The sequence below is a fragment of the Streptomyces sp. HUAS MG91 genome, from assembly GCF_040529335.1.
Taxonomy (GTDB): domain Bacteria; phylum Actinomycetota; class Actinomycetes; order Streptomycetales; family Streptomycetaceae; genus Streptomyces; species Streptomyces tabacisoli.
In genome coordinates this window covers 6,541,687-6,556,933 of record NZ_CP159534.1, presented here as the reverse complement: position 1 = coordinate 6,556,933, position 15,247 = coordinate 6,541,687, and the positions used below count along the sequence as shown (strand labels likewise).

Annotated in this window: 12 protein-coding genes; 3 read left to right on the top strand and 9 right to left on the bottom strand. The window is 69.3% G+C overall.

Annotated elements, in window-relative coordinates; all coding sequences use genetic code 11:
- Positions 1-10 precede the first annotated feature (10 nt).
- A complete protein-coding gene (gene galU, locus ABII15_RS29740) occupies positions 11-931 on the bottom strand; it encodes a UTP--glucose-1-phosphate uridylyltransferase GalU (protein ID WP_353945336.1) in 921 nt (306 codons plus the stop codon).
- 194 nt (positions 932-1,125) lie between these two features.
- On the opposite strand from galU, the gene ABII15_RS29735 reads away from it, so the two are divergent.
- Positions 1,126-1,479, top strand: coding sequence for an NTP pyrophosphohydrolase (locus ABII15_RS29735; protein WP_353945335.1), 354 nt, complete (start codon positions 1,126-1,128; stop codon positions 1,477-1,479).
- A 133-nt stretch (positions 1,480-1,612) separates the two neighbouring features.
- Complete coding sequence (locus ABII15_RS29730) at positions 1,613-3,379, top strand: FG-GAP-like repeat-containing protein (protein ID WP_353945334.1); 1,767 nt, start codon at positions 1,613-1,615, stop codon at positions 3,377-3,379.
- A gap of 268 nt (positions 3,380-3,647) precedes the next feature.
- Here ABII15_RS29730 and ABII15_RS29725 read toward each other — a convergent pair whose 3' ends face one another.
- A complete protein-coding gene (locus tag ABII15_RS29725; RefSeq protein WP_353945333.1) occupies positions 3,648-5,312 on the bottom strand; it encodes a phosphodiester glycosidase family protein in 1,665 nt (554 codons plus the stop codon).
- A 10-nt stretch (positions 5,313-5,322) separates the two neighbouring features.
- Entirely contained in the window at positions 5,323-6,288 is a 966-nt protein-coding gene (locus tag ABII15_RS29720; RefSeq protein WP_353945332.1) for an endonuclease/exonuclease/phosphatase family protein, read from the bottom strand.
- 290 nt (positions 6,289-6,578) lie between these two features.
- On the opposite strand from ABII15_RS29720, the gene ABII15_RS29715 reads away from it, so the two are divergent.
- Positions 6,579-7,661, top strand: coding sequence for a hypothetical protein (locus ABII15_RS29715; protein WP_353945331.1), 1,083 nt, complete (start codon positions 6,579-6,581; stop codon positions 7,659-7,661).
- A gap of 21 nt (positions 7,662-7,682) precedes the next feature.
- Here ABII15_RS29715 and ABII15_RS29710 read toward each other — a convergent pair whose 3' ends face one another.
- From ABII15_RS29710 to ABII15_RS29685, 6 genes are all read right to left on the bottom strand, one after another.
- A complete protein-coding gene (locus ABII15_RS29710) occupies positions 7,683-8,708 on the bottom strand; it encodes a hypothetical protein (RefSeq protein WP_353945330.1) in 1,026 nt (341 codons plus the stop codon).
- Positions 8,705-9,619, bottom strand: coding sequence for an N-acetylneuraminate synthase family protein (locus ABII15_RS29705; protein WP_353945329.1), 915 nt, complete (start codon positions 9,617-9,619; stop codon positions 8,705-8,707). Before ABII15_RS29705 ends, ABII15_RS29710 begins: the two co-directional genes overlap by 4 nt.
- A gap of 5 nt (positions 9,620-9,624) precedes the next feature.
- On the bottom strand, positions 9,625-10,824 hold the full coding sequence (locus tag ABII15_RS29700; RefSeq protein ID WP_353945328.1) for an acylneuraminate cytidylyltransferase: 1,200 nt from the start codon (positions 10,822-10,824) through the stop codon (positions 9,625-9,627).
- Positions 10,825-10,939: 115 nt separating this feature from the next.
- Positions 10,940-12,223 carry a DUF6716 putative glycosyltransferase gene (locus tag ABII15_RS29695; RefSeq protein ID WP_353945327.1) on the bottom strand — a complete coding sequence of 428 codons (1,284 nt, stop codon included), beginning with the start codon at positions 12,221-12,223 and terminating at the stop codon, positions 10,940-10,942.
- Between the two features lie 110 nt (positions 12,224-12,333).
- Positions 12,334-14,103, bottom strand: a complete 1,770-nt coding sequence (locus ABII15_RS29690; RefSeq protein ID WP_353945326.1) for a polysialyltransferase family glycosyltransferase — start codon at positions 14,101-14,103, stop codon at positions 12,334-12,336.
- Positions 14,103-15,173 carry a glycosyltransferase family A protein gene (locus tag ABII15_RS29685; protein ID WP_353945325.1) on the bottom strand — a complete coding sequence of 357 codons (1,071 nt, stop codon included), beginning with the start codon at positions 15,171-15,173 and terminating at the stop codon, positions 14,103-14,105. Before ABII15_RS29685 ends, ABII15_RS29690 begins: the two co-directional genes overlap by 1 nt.
- Positions 15,174-15,247 lie beyond the last annotated feature (74 nt).

Sequence of the window (15,247 nt, the reverse complement as noted above, 5' to 3'; positions counted from 1 at the left end):
CCCTGTCCGCTCAGACGGGCAGAATCCCCTGCTCCCGGACGAACTCTCCGAGCCAGGTCCGGAACTCCGGGCCGAGATCCTCGCGCTCGCAGGCCAGCCGGACGACGGCGCGCAGGTAGTCGCCGCGGTCCCCGGTGTCGTAGCGCCTGCCCCGGAAGACCACGGCGTGGACCGGGCCGCCCAGCTCCGGGTCGAGGGCCAGCTGCCGCAGGGCGTCCGTCAGCTGGATCTCGCCGCCGCGGCCCGGCGGGGTCTCGCGCAGGATGCCGAAGATCTGCGGGGCGAGGACGTAGCGGCCGATCACCGCGAGGTTGCTGGGCGCGGTGCCCGGCTCGGGCTTCTCGACGAGGTCGGTGACGGCCAGCTCGTCGTCGGCCCCGCCTTCGACCGGGGCCACCGCCGCGCACCCGTACAGGTGGGTCCGGTCGTCCTCCACCTCCATGAGGGCGACCACGCTGCCTCCGCGCTGTTCCTGGATCTCCAGCATCCGGGCGAGCAGCGGGTCGCGCTCGTCGATGAGGTCATCGCCGAGCAGGACGGCGAACGGGGCGTCGCCGACGTGCGGTTCCGCGGCGAGCACGGCGTGGCCGAGGCCGAGCGGGTCGCCCTGGCGGACGTAGTGCACGTCGGCCAGTTCGCTCGACGCCCGCACGTGCGCGAGCTTGGCGGCGTCGCCCTTCAGCTCCAGCAGGTGCTCCAGCTCGTAGGCGCGGTCGAAGTGGTCCTCCAGCGCCCGCTTGTTGCGTCCGGTGACCATGAGCACGTCGTCGAGCCCACTGCGCACGGCCTCCTCGACCACGTACTGGATGGCCGGCCGGTCCACGACCGGCAGCATCTCCTTGGGGGTCGCCTTGGTGGCGGGGAGGAAGCGGGTACCGAGCCCTGCGGCGGGGATGACGGCCTTGCGGGCGCGGGTGTTCTTGACTGGCACGGTTGTCTCCTGGCGCGGCGGTGACGCGGCGCCCTCTCATGATCGTCGGACGTCTTCACAGTAGCCACACAGACGATCACCGTTTTATGACCTACCGGACATCACGGGTGTCCGGGGGAAGTGATTCGCAACCGGCCCTCGATCTATGCCAAAGCGCAACTGCCGCGCGTACAACCTTTTGCGATCCTGTCCCCATGGACGAAATCTTGCTGGTCGACGGGGCGAATGTCGTCGGCTCGGTGCCGGACGGCTGGTGGCGCGACCGGCGCGGGGCCGCCGAGCGCCTGCGGGACCACCTCGCCGGGCACGCCGAGCGCACCGGGGCCACGGTGGTCCTGGTCGTCGAGGGCGCGGCGCGGGGCGTGGAGTCGGTGCCCGGCGTGCGGGTCGAGTCGGCCTCCGGCAGCGGTGACGACCACATCGTGGGCTTCGTCGAGCATGCCGAGCGGCCTGTGGCGGTGGTCACCGCTGATCGTGAACTCAGGCGCCGGGTGGAGGAGTTGGGCGCCAGGTGCGCCGGGCCGCGGACCGTGTGGCCGGAACGGTAGCCACCGCGGCGCCGACGCACGACAGCCTCACCCACGGCAGCCGTCCACGTCCGTCGCCTCCGGCACCGCCGGAGCCTCGCGCCCATCCCCTCCGCCCGCGCATACTCCGCTGGTGAAGAGAACATTCATTCGTGTGGCGGTAGCCGCGCTGCTCCTGTGCGCCTCGTTCCTGGCCGGGAGCGGCACGGCCGAGGCCAGAACCACAGGACCTCAGCTCAAGGTCATCCACTACAACCTGTGCGGCGCTGCCTACGCCTGCCCCAACAACCTCGGCGGAACCGGCGAGGGCACGTCCGTCGCCCGCCTCGTGACGGAGGCTTCGTCCTATCAGCCCGACATCATCACCGTCGACGAGATCTGCCTGTCCCAATACGCGGCGCTAAAGCTGCAGCTGACGCGGGCGGGGTGGACCATGGACGGCACCTACGCCTCGTCACAGGACAATGTCGTCAACTGCGGATCGGACAAGCGCTTCGGCTCGGCGGTGCTCAGCCGCCAGGACGTCCCGGACGACGTCCAGGAATACCACGCCTTCGTCCACACCGGAGACGAGACGTACACCAATGACGGGCGGACTGTGGAGGTCAAGCGAGGGCTGCTGTGCGCCAACACCAGCTACGACGGCCGCCCCCTGAAGGCGTGCACGGCACACACCTACGCCGCAGCGCCCGAACAGCTCCAGGAGATAGCCGACTGGACGGCCGACCCGTCACTCTTCCCCGTCAACACGCCGGTGGTACTCGGCGCCGATCTGAACCTGCAGCCCAACGAGGGCGGGCTCGCCCACCTCTACGACCACACGCACAGCTCGAAGGACGCGACGGCGCAGCCCATCGGCCGCTTCCTGGAGGCGGACGAGACGAACCCCGCCTGGTTCGCCGAGACCAGCACCGGTGGGGTCACCTGTCCCGCGACCGGCACAGTGCGCTGCCGCAACGGAGCCCCCACCGCATCGGCACGGAAGATCGACTACGTCTTCGCCGATCGCCGCCACTTCACCGCACCGTCCTTGGCAGCCACCGCGTTCGCCGAGTCCGATCACGCCCTCCTGAAGGCGTCGTTCACCCTTGTTCCGTCCCAGTACGTCGACATCTTCGCGGGGGATCTCAACGCCGACACACACGACGATCTGCTCGCGCGGACAGCTCAGGGCGGCACCCTCAACTTCTGGGCCGGGTCCGGCACCACCTCCGCGGCGGCCTCGGGCCTGGGCACGCCCGCCGTGCTGGGCAACGCCTGGGACAACTACACCGACTTCGCCACTGGCGACTTCGACGCGGACGGCCGGACTGACGTGATCGGTCGCGCCGTCGGCCTGAGAACACTGGAGTTCTGGGCCGGTGAAGGAACGGCCGGCGCGCCCGGCACCGGGGACGGCCTGGCCGCGCACACCCCGGTCACCGCCGACTGGTCCCGCTATCGAGACACCGTCGCAGGCGACTTCGACGGGGACGGTCACGACGACCTGATCGCCCGGGAAGCAGCGACAGGCTCACTCCGCTTCTGGGCGGGCACGGGCAGGACGGCGCCGGGCACGTCAGGGTTCACCGCCCCCGTGGACGTGACGGGCGACTGGAGCGGCCTCACCGACCTGGCCGCGGGTGACTTCGACGGTAACGGCACCACCGATCTGGTCGGACGGAACACCGCTACGGACCGACTGCAGTACTGGGCCGGGCTGGGAGGCGGCGCCCCCGACCTGTTCAGCACCGTGAAAATCGTCGGCTCGGGATGGGGCAACTTCACCGATCTCGCAGCGGCCGATTTGAACGGCGACGGCCGTGACGACCTCGTGGGTCGCGCCAGGACGACCGACGAACTGTGGTTCTGGGCAGCGGACGGCACTATCGCGGCCACCGACGGATTCGCTCCACGGATCTTGCTGCCCGGGAGCTGGTGACCGTCGGGGCGGCCGCGCGCCCGGAGCCCAGGCGACGCTCACGCTCTCGCTCCGGGGCTGGATGACCTCGTAAGGCTGGGCGTCGGCCGTCCCTACGCCCCTGCCGGCGTCCAACTCACCCACCGGGAGGGCGAGATCGTCCGCGCACATCCCTCGAAACAGCGTGGCCTGTGCATAGGGCCCACATGTTCCAGGTGTCGCGCACACGGTGGTCAGCAGGAGGGCGCAGTGTCTCATGTCGTGTTCCATCACTTCACGTGATGGCAAGTCAGGCCTTCGGCACAACCACCACCGCCGTACTCACCTTCCGTTCGGACGGCTGGGCACCCCAGTCGTCCATCGGGGAGTTGGCCAGTTCTCCGGCGACCACCATCGTCGCGTCACCGCCACTGCCCAGCCCGACGGCATCGGTCGCCCCCAGCCACTTCATGACCTCGGCGGCCTCCGGCCAGCTGACACCCACGCTGACAGCGGGGTCGCGGCCGTCCACGGTGACGAGAAGCAGTTCGCCGGAGGCGGTGGCACCGGCCATGCTGCGCGGATGGCGCTGCACCAGCGTGCTGTTGGGGCCGTACGCAAAGTTGGTCATGCCGTTGGCCTTGGTGTTGAGGAAGACTTCGCCTCCCCGTACCAGGGCCGGTCCACCGCCGGCCACCGCCGAGAGGGTGGGGCTGGTGACGGAAGCGCCCGACATGTCCTTGATGGAGGCACCCGGCTTGAACGTCGCGCCCACCGTGGCGTGTCGGGTGAGCCAGTCGGCCCCCTCGCCGATGCCCTGGAGGACCCGGCCTCCGGCCGGAATGGCGCCACCGGCAGGGGAGCGGATCTGCTGGACGACCCAATTGCCGTTCATCACGACGTCGACGCTGATCGTCACCTCTTTGCGAGGCCCAGGAGTCTTGGCGCCCCATTCCGGGCGGAAGACGACGATCTCGCTGTCGTCGGTGCAGAGCTGATTGCGCCAGGGGCGATCCGTCTGCGTCAGTACACCGTTCATGGAGAGTTGGTCGCCGCCCACTCCCCCGCAGCCGAGCACGCCGCCCGGCACGCGGTTGACCCCGTCGAGGACGCGCACATCACCGTTGGGTGCCGTCACCTGCACGCTGGACGTGACCTCGGCGATCCGGGCGCGGGCGCCCGCGCCCTCCAGAAGCAGGGCGGTGCGGCCGTTGTTGGCGGCGCTCAGCAGGACGTTGTCCTGGACGTAGAGCCCCTGCGGCACGCCCTCGTAATTCGAGAATCCGGAGAGTGTGTGGATGTCGAACTCAGTGCCGTTGACCGCTGCGAGCGCTCCGCTTGCCGTGGCCATGCTCCGTACCGTCTCGGCGGACGAGACATCGGTGCCGTGAACCGCCTTGAAGGTCACCGCGGCGCTCGGAGCGACCCGCACCACGTGCACCTTCCAGGGGCCGGTGCCGGCATCGCCGTCCATGGCGGAGTAGATCACGCGGGCGTCGAAGTCCGCCTCCGCCGTGTCCGCCGTCCGCAGCCAACCCGCCAGCCGGTCGGCCGACGCCTTGCGGTCCGTGGGGAACACCCCCACCCGCACCCCGTAGCCGAACAGGCCGCCTGCCCCGTCCGCCGCGGCCGGAGCCGTGAAGGCATCGACGACCCCGCTGAACCCCTCGTCGGCGAGCTGTGCCGCGAAGGCCTCGGCCGCGGCCTTGCTGCCGAACGTCTCGGTCTTGTTCCTCTGGGCCCAGACGGTCCAGTGGCCGTCCGAGGTGCCCTGAGTCATCGTTTGGTACGTCACCCCGGGTGCCAGGGTGCGCGTCTCTCCGTACTGCGTCACCAGGTCGTCGGGACCGAGGGGCATCCGGCCCCCGTCAGCGGCACCGGTCGGAGTCCGCGGCAGCAGCACGGCCGCTGCGAGCAGCGAGCCGACGGCCACCATGCGGGCGACACGGCGCCGACCACCAGAACGTGCAGTCAAGGGGAGGTCCTCACAGCTCGTACTGGACGGTGGCGGATCCCACCACGATGCGGTGGTCGGAGCACGCGGCGACGCCCGTGCACGCGGTGGAGATGCCGAGCGAGTCGGCGGAGTAGGCGCCGACGATCCGGTCCTCCCGGACGAACATCAGGTCGATCTTGGCGTACTCCTGGCCACAGGGCGGGGTGGCTCCCGGGGTGCCTGCGGCGGTCCATTCGCCGTATCCGAGGCAGTGGTCGGCGTCGTTGTCGTCCAGCTCGCGATAGCTGCCCGTGTTCGACGCGTTGCTGGGCGTCGACAAGGTCCGGGAGTAGTAGGGGTCGAGGCGGGAGTAGTGGGGCTGGGCGTTGAAGTCTCCCGCGATCAGCACGGTGTCACCCGCCGCATGAAAGCCCTCGATGGTGTCGAGCACCGCGTTCAGCTGATTCACGTTGTTCGCGAGGCCGTTGGCGGAGACTTCGTTGCTGGTGGTGATGTGCGTGGTGCAGAACCGCAGGTGCGGGGTGTCACGCAAGGGGGCACACAGAAGCTTGCGCTGCTCGGCGTTGCCGTCGTCGGGCAGTGTGACGCGGTCGGCCGAGCCCAACGGCGCCCTGCTGAAGACGGCCGAGCCGTACTCCTGGCCCCGGCAGGCCGCGGTACCCGCGGGCAGGGAGGGCTCGAACCGGGCGAAGTTGGCGCTGTCCTGGGGCCAGCCGGCCGCACGCAGGGCGTCGACGAGGGCCGTGTACTGGCCCTTGCACAGCTCGTTCAGGGCTACGAGGTCGGCGTCACGGCTGGCGATGGAGGCGACCGCCTGCCCGATCAGGCCGTCCGTGGTCGAGGCATGGTGCAGGGTGTTGCCCGCGACATTCCACTGCCACAGCGTGTGGGCGGCGACGGCGGTGGTCGTCGTCGCGGCCCGGGCAGGCGCCCCGAGTCCGAGGAGGAGCAGGAGTGCGGCGAGAACCGTGCCGCAAATGCCGCGTAGGTGCATGATATTGGCCGTCCTGGGTCACGGAAGGTGCGCTGGCGAGGGTTTGACCAGCGACGACCGACGGGCGTTGCCCTCCGCGTCGTTTCAAATGGATCACGAAGACCACACCGCACACGCATACCGTCTCCCGATTTTGGTCACATGTAGGCGACTCCATGCCAGAGACCGGCACACTCCCGCCATATAATTCGACAATCTTGGTCACCGTATGAGGAGGCCGTTCCGGGACAGGGAAGGGTGGGCGGCAGCAGATGCGGCGCAGAGGGAGAGGTCCGCAGAGCACAGTGGACGTGCGGCACTACGATGCGCCCCTCTCTTCGCACCGGGCCGACGGCCCGGTGGGCGGCAAGTGGCTCACCCGTGGTTCCGACGGCCGTCTCACCCTCTTCGCTCTGAACGCCGACGGCCTGTTGCGCTGGACGGAGACGCGCCCCGGCGGGCCGGAGTGGGTGGGCCCCGAGCTCTTTCCCGTCCCTCCGGGGCTGAGCCACCTCTCCATCGCGCAGGGGGCCGACGGCTATCTGCACTTCCTCGCGTACCGGGTGCGCAAGCACGGCGACGGACGCCGTTCCGTCGACCTCATGTACACCATGCAGTACCAGTCGAGCCGTCCCCTCAACGACTGGCGCGCGCTGGCCAACCCGCACAAGGAGACCGACGACCGCCATCCCCGCCTCGGCCGTCCGGTCGGCGCCGTGGACAACGCAGGCATCCTGCACGTCTTCGCCCGTAACGCGGGCCGCGGTCTGCACCTGCGCCACGAGGACAAGGACGGCAAGTGGAAGGCGTGGCAGGACCTGCGGGGCAGCGCCCTGCACGACGGGGTGACGGTGGGCGTCACGTCCCGGGGACGCATCGGTGTCCTGGCCCCCTCCGACAAGCCGGTGCATCACTGGCAGCAGAAGTCCCAGGGCGGTTCGTTCGAGCGGCTCACCGACGTCCACATCACGATGGTGCCGGGGACGGGTACGGCCCTGGAGACTTCGGACGACCAGCTCACGTTCTATGTCGGTGACGCCTACTCCCCCGGCCTGCTCGCGGTCCGCCCGGACGGCAGCATCGTGCCGATCGGGGGCGTTCCGGGGGGCGGCGCGGTGAGTGCGCTGCGCACTCTCGTCGACGGACAGGACTGCACGGTCCTCGTGCACCGGGGGTTGAACGACAACCCCGTCTTCGGCGCGTTCATCACCAACGCCGAGGAGTGGGGCGTCCAGTGGGCCGAGGTGAGCCGTCCCTGCCTCGGTGATCCGACGGTCGCCCTGGACGCGTACGGCAGGATCGTGCTGGCTGTCATCGACCCCGAGGGGATGCCTCAGGTCACCCGGCAGGTGTCGCCCGACGGGCTCCAACTCGGCCAGTGGCAGCGGATCTGATCCTCGCGGGTCGACTTCGGGTCAGTACCCGATGACGGCCCGCATGCTGGCCAGCCCGTGCCGTTGTTTCGCCGAGTCCGCCATGGCCCGCAGGAACCCGACGGCGTGCGGGCTGATCGTCGGCGTGAACCACTCTTCGTCGATCTCGCACAGTTCCAGACGGACATCGTGGCCACGCAGCACGATGGGCAGCGTGTGGGCAACGGTGGACGGAAACGTCAGCACCGTGCGCCCGATCGGGCCCTGTGCCGCCAGCAGTTCCAGCGGAAGGTCGGGCCGCACCACCTCCACGCCGGTGGCACCGGCGATCCGCCGCAGCTTGTCCCGGTCCTCCCGCCGGTGGGCCAGATACCTCTCCACCCCGCGGGCGTGCACGATGCGGCCGACCGCCTGCACGTAGTGCTTCTCCTCCACGATGCCGGTCTCGACCAGAGAGGTGCCCAGCAGGTCCGCGCCACCTCGGGCGGTCGGCCGGGCGAAGCGGGAGCGGGTCCAGGCGTACGTGTTGGGCACGACCCGGATCCCCGGCGGAGCGGCGACCTCCATGCAGGTGAACAGCGTCCGCTCCCGGGAGGGATCGGACAGCCAGTCCATCGCCTTGCTGTCCCGCCGCGCGCCGTTGGACTGCTGGTGCCAGCGCGTCAGGCGCAGGCCTTCGGTGACGACACGGACGAACTCGGTGGTGGCGGTGCCGTCGTCCACGATGACCAGCTCGTGTGCGGTCGCGGACGGTACGAGCGTCTGCACCATGCCGGAGAAGAGATCGCCCACCACCAGCCGGTCCGCCTGCGCCACCAGTTGGCGCACGGCGTTGAACTGGCGCATTCGGCTGACCACGCCGGAGCGCACCTCGAAAGGGAGGATCTCCAGACCGGACGCGGACGCCAGGTCGGTGACCCGGGTCAGCTGCACCCGGGACCAGGGATCCATGGGCAGCAGGACCGCCACCTGAACGCGAGAGCCCTCGCCCTGGTGACCCACATGCGCCCATTCCGCCACGTTCAGCAGTTGGGCGGGGCTTTCCACCAGGGCGAGGGTTCTCGTCATGCGATCGGAGCCACCGATTCCGCGACGACGCCGGCGACGCGGCGCAGCTTCTTCATCGGGCCGAGCTCGGACTCGTAGACCTTCTTGACGCCGTCACCGAGGGAGGCCTCAATGGTCCGGATGTCACGGACGAGACGGGTGAGGCCCTGCGGCTCCACCGAGGCGGCCTGGTCGGAGCCCCACATGGCACGATCGAGAGTGATGTGGCGCTCGACCATGCAGGCACCGATGGCGACCGCGGCGACAGTGGTCTGGAGGCCGATCTCGTGGCCGGAGTAGCCGATCGGGACGTTCGGGTACGCCGCCTGCAGCGTGTTGATGACGCGGAGGTTGAGCTCCTCCGCCTTCGCCGGGTACGTCGACGTGGCGTGCAGCAGCACGATGTTCTCGCTGCCGAGGACCTCGACCGCGTGCCGGATCTGGGTCGGCGTGGACATGCCGGTGGAGAGGATGATCGTCTTGCCGGTGGCGCGGAGCGCGCGGAGCAGCTCGTCGTCGGTCAGGGACGCGGAGGCGACCTTGTGGGTGGGGACGTCGAACTTCTCCAGGAAGGCGACAGCCTCGGTGTCCCACGGCGACGCGAACCAGTCGATGCCCTTCTGGCGGCAGTACTCGTCGATGGCGCGGTACTCGTCCTCGCCGAACTCGACGCGGTGCCGGTAGTCGATGTACGTCATCCGGCCCCAGGGGGTGTCGCGCTCGATGTCCCACTGGTCGCGCGGAGTGCAGATCTCCGGGGTGCGCTTCTGGAACTTGACGGCGTCGCAGCCGGCCTCGACGGCGGCGTCGATGAGAGCGAGGGCGTTCTCCAGCTCACCGTTGTGGTTGATACCGATCTCGCCGATCACGTACGCCGGGGCGCCGTGGCCGACCACGCGGGAGCCGATGTTACGGGCAGGGCGGTTCTGCATGATGTTCAAAGTGCCTTTCCAAGAAGGTGTGCTGCTATTTCGCGGACAACGCCGTGGCCCCCGCGTGACGTGGTCACGGCGCGTGCTCGTTCACGGACGATGTCGTGGGCATCGGCCACGGCCACAGGCCAGCCGACGAGTTCGAAGCAGGGCAGGTCGTTGACGTCGTTGCCGGCGTAGAGGATCCGTTCGGGGGCTATCCCCTCGGCCTCGCACCACTTGCGCAGTTCGACGTCCTTGCTCTCGACGCCGTGGATCACGGGGATGTCGAGCTTGCGTGCCCTGGCGGCGACCACGGGATTGGTCTCGCTGGAGAGGATGAGGACGGGCACTCCGGCCTTGCGCAGGCGGGAGATCCCCATGCCGTCACCCCGGTTGACGGCGACCGTCTCGTGGCCGTCCGCGTCGATCCAGACGCGGTCATCGGTCTGGGTGCCGTCGAAGTCGAGGACGACCGCGTCGATGTCGGCGCGGGTCGGGAAAACCGGCTCGTCCATGAGCGGAGCGAGGACGCGGGCCCGCTCCAGGTCGGCCGGCTCGTCGATCTCAAGAGTGCGGTCCGGCCCCACGGGGACGAGGGCGACATTGCCGAAGAAGCGGTGGTTCTTGTCGCGAAAGCCCTGGGCGCGCATCGCGTAGGCCGCGCCCGTCTCGAGGAACTCCTCGGGGCGGTCCTGCCGGCGCAGCCGCTCGGCGCTGTCGTGATTGACGCCCTGGGCGGCCTGCACCGCACTCCTGTCCGCCTCGCGCACCCCCTGCCAGACGAACCCGTGGAAGGGCGAGGCGGTGAAGGCCGAGTCGGCGCCCTCGTCCAGCACGGCGGAGACGACACCCTCGATGTCACGGGTCGTCAGGAACGGGCTGGTCGCCTGGACGAACAGCAGCACGTCGGTGAGGTCGCCGTGCCGCTCCTCGACGGTGTCGAGAGCGTGCAGCAGCGCGGCCTCGCTGGATGCCGTGTCCGAGGCGAGTTCGGCCGGACGGTCCACGATCTCGGCGCCGTACCGTCGCGCTTCGGCCGCGATGTCCTCGGCGTCCGTGCTCACCACGACCCGCGTCACCCGCTCCGCGGCACGGCAGGCCCTGACGGCGCGGCCGATGAGGGACACCCCGCCGACCGGTGCGACGTTCTTGCCCGGGATGCCCTTGGAGCCGCCGCGCGCCGGTATGACGGCGACGACGACGGGGGCTGCATCTGCTGACATGACATACCTCGTGGTGGGAAAAGACGGGAGCATCCGGGGACGCGCAGCGTGCTGCTGTGCCCGGACAGGCTGAGGTGAGGGGGGAAGGCGAGGGAGGAGAGGGTCGGGCCCGGTCTCAGAGCCCGCCCCACCGCTGAATCTTCGGCGCCACGTTCTGCACCCCGAACCGGTAGGCGCGGCGAAGCGCCTTCCGTGACGTTCGGGCCATCAGGCCGGGGCGTCGGCCGTCGGCACCCGCTGAGTGGGGCAGCGGAATACCGTCGGGGGCCAGGCCTCGCCTGGCCAGGAGCCGGGGCAGATAGCCCGCGGCGTTCTGCATGGTGTAGTACGGCCGGATCGGCGGCAGCTGCCGCCGCGTCAACTGCTCGACGCGCTCGCGCAGTTGAGCGTACGGATCCCGGGCCAGGATGCCCTGCTCCTCCAGCCAGCCGGGATGGGCGAAGGGCTGTGCGCCTTCGTCGATCTCGTTCCAGGAGGCGACGCAGCCCGACCCGGTGAAGTAGTGGTTGCCGTGCGGCTCGCGGACTCCGAGGTCGCTGAGGATCACCGTGGGAATGCCGCGGTGCATCGATTCGAGCGCCGCCGTGGAACTGACCGTCACCAGCAGGTCGGTGCGGTCGAGCACCTCGGCCATGTTGCCGTAGACGAACTGCAGGTTGGGGGGCAGCGGCTCACCCAGCTGCTCGGCGAGCGTCTGGTAGTGGTAGGGCTCGATGTGAGTGGTCTGTTCGCCCGGCTTGGAGCGCAGCTTGATCAGCACTTCGCGGCCGGGCCGCAGCCGGGCGTGCTGAATGGCCCGACGCAGGACGTAGATCCGTCCGTCGCGGTCCTCGGGCACGGAAGGCTGCACGGCAAAGGTGACCGTGAACGGATGGGTCGCTCCGGTGCGCAGCGGGTCGTACTGCTGGTCGGCGAAGAAGGGCAGCGCCGTCTGGACCACGCAGCTGTCGTCGATGTCCAGGCCCCGGTAGATCTCCCGGAACCTGCGGGCGTCGAAGGGGCTGTTGGCCAGCACCACGTCAGCGCCCGCGCGCAACAGCAGACCGTCCGTCAGATTCTCGTAGACGACGCCCACGTAACCGGTCACCAGGACCGGGCGGTGCTGGGCGCCTTCGAAGGCGCGGGCCAGACCGTGGAGCACCGCCTGTGTGGTGCCGCCGACGGAGCCCACGATCAGCACGTCGGCCTGGGCGAGTTCAGGGCTGTTCACGAACTCGCTCACGGACGACTGGGTCACCGCGGCGGGCTCGATGCCCACTTCGGCCATCTGCCGCGCGGTGGGCGTGGCCCTGCCGTTGAGCATGTGTGCGTGCACCCAGGGACGGGGGTGGAGCCGTTGTGCCAACTCCCCACCCCACTTCCATCGGGTGTCGGAGTCGGCGAGTACGTGGATACGCATCGCCTGTGTCATTCCTTCTCAGCTCGGTGTCGTCCCGCCGGTTTGACGGGCGACCCTGCACGAACGGTTCTGCGACCGGGCATCGGTAGCGCCAGGCACAGCCACGCGGGTCAGCCCGGGGCCATCGACTTCGCCATCCTGCGTGCCCCCCGCGCGGTGACGAGCCGGGCCGCCGCCGCGGACTCGGGGTTGATACGCAGAGCCTCCTGCGCCGCGAAAATGCGCAGTTGCTTGCCCTCGCGCCCCATCAGGGCGGCGACCTCAGCGATCTTGATCCACGTCATCGCCCGTTCGTCGCCGGTCATCGCGGCACGCGAGAGCATTCCCTTCGCCTTCTCGAAGTCGTCTTCCCAGATGTGGATGCGGGCCATGCCGACCAGCACGTCCATGGGCTTGCGTTCCTTGAGGATCTGTTCGCCGATACGGCGCGCCACCTCGAACTCACCCGCTTCGAGGAATTCGACGAACGAGTCGATCGTGAGCGACTCCTGGGACGGCTTGACCATCGGCCCGCCCCGGCGCTTCTTGCCCTCGCGGGCCCGCTCCGCCTCCATCTCCTGCCATTCGGCGTCGGAAGGCGCTCCGGGCAGCGACAGCTTGTAGAGCAGATCGGGCTTGAAGTGCATGTGCAGCACCGGCCGTACGTCCATGTGGGGCAGGACCCGGCCGACGTAGGCGACGGCGCGGTCCCGCAGGTGCGGGTTGCGCTCGGGCTGCATGCAGTACCCCACCGCGGCGATGTACTCGGCCAGTTCCTGCTGGACCCAGCGCGGATCGCCGAGCAGGTCCTGGGCCTCGAAGCCACTGCCCTCGACGTCGGGCAGCGCGACCTCGCAGATGGTCACGGGGATGCGGTTGCTGTTCGGGTAGGGCCGCATCTTGCGCAGGACCTCGGCGGCACCGACCGCGGCGGCGGGAATCCCATAGACGGCGCGGGCGGTGAACAGAGCCGTGGAGAAGCAACCGATCACCACACCCGGCCGCAGGTATCCGAAGACCGCCTCGGCGAGCAGTGGCGTCTCCAGGACCACGATCTGGATGTTCAGTTCGCGGGCCCTGACGACCAGGGAGTCGCTGAAGCTCTGCGGCGCGCTGGGGTGGGGCTTGAACAGGACCGAGGTGAAGCCGAGGTTGGCGGCGGCCTCGAACATCCGCAGATGCAGCTGCTCCTCCTCTTCCTCCGTCAGCAGGCCGATGCTCGACAGGTACTGGCCGAGCAGCATGGCGGCGCCACTGCGTCCCTCCGGGAAGCCGGCGGGAATGAGCGACGCGAGGGCCGGACCGCACGACTGGCCGAACTGGGCGAAGACACGCTGCACGGCCCCGGGGTCGACCGGCTCACCCGGTACGCCGTATTCGCTGAGGAGCAGCGGGCGCAGACCGGGGATCAGGTCGAGGTAGAGGGTCCGGCGGATCCGCGTGTGGACGTCGCGTGCGAGCGCATTGCGCGTCGGACCGTAGGTCATGAGGCCATCGGCGTAGACGGTGATGCGCGCGTTGCGGAAGATCTTGCAGAAGGTGAGCGCGGGTTTGACCTGGATCGACTCGACGACCAGCTCGATCGGTCCCGAGGGCAACTGCCAGCGGATACCGAGGAGCTCACGCCACATGGGCACGTCCTCGGTGCGCGGGTCCCAGAGGCTGGGGTGGTACGGGAAGATCACGTCGTTCCAGGAGACCACGAGGTCGAAGCGGGGGCGCAGCGACTCGAATCCCTGCATCGCGTCGAGCGGCGTCGTGACCTCGGGTATCTCCGTGTTGGTGCACACCACGAGCACCCGCCTGGTGCCGGCGGCGGGGCCGAACTGGCCGGCGTCGATGGCAGCCGAGAGCGTGAGGGCGCCGTAGAGCGTGGAGGCGACGAATATCTGAGTCGACATCAGGCGGTGACACCGTAGGCCTGGGACGCGGGCCGTCGGGCCGGCTCGGCGTTCCGGGCACGCCGGGACGGCGGTCGGTCGGCGTCGTGCAGGTACTGCACGTCGGCGTCCTCACCGCCCAGGTCGCGCACGGCGTTGATCAGCTTCGCCCGGCGCTCGCCCATCTCGTCCAGGGTCTGTTCCAGCAGGGGCTGCGGCAGACGGTCGAGCGCCCGGGCCGTCCGGCTCTTGAGCAGCGCCCGGACGTCGTCCTCGTACGTGTCGGCCCGGTCCAGATGGATCGCCATCATGGCGCAGTAGGTGCGGATCACCTTGGGCATGATCTGGCGGCCGTACTGATGGCCCGCCACTTCCTGGACCACCTGGTCGAAGCAGGGGATGAAGTCGAGCTGGCGCTCGTCCGGGATGCGGGTGAGCGACGTGCTGACATCACGCCGGTAGAACAGCCCCGCCAGGTCGACGGCGACGTAGGAGTCCGTGTTGAGGTGCAGCCGCCAGGTCCACATACGGTCCTCGGCGGTGCGCAGCTTCTCGTCGAAGAACAGCAGGTTGCGGCGGGCGAGCACCTCGCGGTTGAAGATACCGGCCCACACCAACGGATAGTCGATCATGGTCGAGGCGTCCGCCGGCATGATCGACTCGATCGGCCGCAGCGGGGTGTTGCGCACCGCCTGAGGAGAGCGCACGACCTCCCGCTTCTTGCCGACCACCCGTATGTGGTCGGTGCGCACGAAGTCGACGCCGAAGTGGTCGATCGCCGCCACCAGACGGCTCAGGTAGCCGGGTGCGAACCAGTCGTCACCGTCCAGGAAGGCCACGTACTGGCCCCTGGCCATCCGCAGGCCCGCGTTACGAGTGGCGGAGATCCCGGAGTTCTTCGGCGTCCGGTAGAGCGAACCGCCGGGGACCTTGCGGATCTCACGCTGCAGGAGTTCGAAGGTGCCGTCGGTGGAGCTGTCGTCCATCACGATGAACTCGAAGTCCTGACGAGCGTTGAACGCAAGGGACTTGAGGGTGGTCACGCAGTAGTCCCGTACGTTGTACATCGGCACGACAACGGAGAGCTTCATCTGTGTGCCTCAAATCAGTGTCTCCGAGCCGACCGGAACACTCCTGGTCGGCAGACCTACAACGTGAGCAGCGA